Origin of the sequence: Hyphomonas oceanitis SCH89 (assembly GCF_000685295.1) — a bacterium.
In the GTDB taxonomy this organism is placed as follows: domain Bacteria; phylum Pseudomonadota; class Alphaproteobacteria; order Caulobacterales; family Hyphomonadaceae; genus Hyphomonas; species Hyphomonas oceanitis.
In genome coordinates this window covers 1-1,523 of record NZ_ARYL01000108.1, presented here as the reverse complement: position 1 = coordinate 1,523, position 1,523 = coordinate 1, and the positions used below count along the sequence as shown (strand labels likewise).

Sequence of the window (1,523 nt, the reverse complement as noted above, 5' to 3'; positions counted from 1 at the left end):
GCGGGCATGCGTTCGCCCCCGAAGAAGACTTCCCCCTGTCCGATCAGGGCCGCAGCCATATGGGCCAGCGGCGCAAGGTCGCCCGACGCTCCAACGGAGCCCTGGACGGGAATGACCGGCGTCACATCCATTTCCAGCATGGCTTCGATCTGAGCAATGACGGGCCATGAAACACCTGACGCACCCCGACCGATTGATAACAGTTTCAGGACCATCATGAGCCGTGATGTTGCGATATCCAGCGGCTCGCCGACCCCGCAACAATGCGACAGGACGAGGTTGCGCTGGAGTGTCGCAGTGTCGGCCGGGTCGATCTTGATGCTCGCCAGTTTGCCGAACCCGGTATTGACCCCGTAGACGGCGGCGCTCCCGGCCGCAATCCTTGCGACAAGCTCTGCGGCGCGGTCCACAGGCCCGCGCGCCGTCTCAGCCAGCCGGGTCGGCCTGCCCTGTCGCCATATCTCTTCCAGGAGCGCCAATGATGCTGTTCCAGGTTGCAGAACAATCATGTGATCTCTCCCTCAAACATGCGCAGGTGCAAGGGATTGAAACCGATGCGGTATGACAGTTCTGCCGGGTGCGCGACATCCCACACGGCCAGATCTGCCTTTTGGCCGGATTTGATTTGTCCGACATCGGCAAGCCCCAGTGCGCGCGCGCCATGTATCGTTACACCGGCAAGGGCTTCCTGCGGTGTCATCCTGAACAGAGTGCAGGCCATGTTCATGCTCAGCAATAACGACGTCAGGGGTGACGATCCTGGGTTACAGTCGGTGGCAAGCGCCATGGCCACACCGTTCGCGCGTAAGGCGTCCAGGGGAGGCAATTTGGTTTCACGCAGGAAATAAAAGGCGCCGGGCAACAGCACGGCGACCGAGCCCGAGCGTGCCATTGCGATGGCATCAGCCGGTGTCGCGTATTCCAGATGATCGCATGACAGGGCATCGAAGCTGGCGGCAAGCGCGGCGCCTCCCAGCCAGGACAATTGTTCCGCGTGCAATTTTACCCGCACCCCAAGCAAACAGGCTTTTTCGAAAACCCTTTGAATCTGCTCAGTCGAAAAAGCTATGCCCTCGCAAAACCCATCGACCGCATCCACAAGTCCTTCATCATAGGCGGCGTCCAAGGCAGGCAGGCAAACCTCATCCAGATACGCGTCGCTGCGACCGACATATTCCTCCGGAACCGAATGTGCGCCGAGAAAGCTCGTGCGCACGCGTAAGGGGCGAAGCGTCGCGATCCTTCGGGCCACGCGCAACATTTTCAGCTCGGTCTCGACATCCAGTCCATAGCCGGACTTAATCTCAATCGTTGTCATTCCTTCAGCGATCAGCGCGTCTACCCGCCTCAGAGCTGATTCCAGCAAGCTCGTTTCGCTTGCCGTGCGTGTCGCAGCAACGGTCGCAACAATACCTCCGCCAGCCTGCGCAATTTCTTCATAGCTCGCGCCTTGCAGACGCATATCGAATTCGCTGGCACGATTACCGCCATGCACAATATGCGTGTGGCAATCGACGAGACCC

Annotated in this window: 2 protein-coding genes; both read right to left on the bottom strand. The window is 59.8% G+C overall.

The features are described from left to right. Positions 1–509: aromatic amino acid lyase (locus HOC_RS20410; protein ID WP_035542433.1), on the bottom strand; the 509-nt coding region annotated here is incomplete at its 3' end. Beyond that, positions 506–1,523, bottom strand: a 1,018-nt coding sequence (hutI, locus tag HOC_RS20405; protein ID WP_035542415.1) for an imidazolonepropionase, incomplete at its 5' end; no start/stop codon positions are given. The genes HOC_RS20410 and hutI, both read right to left, overlap by 4 nt.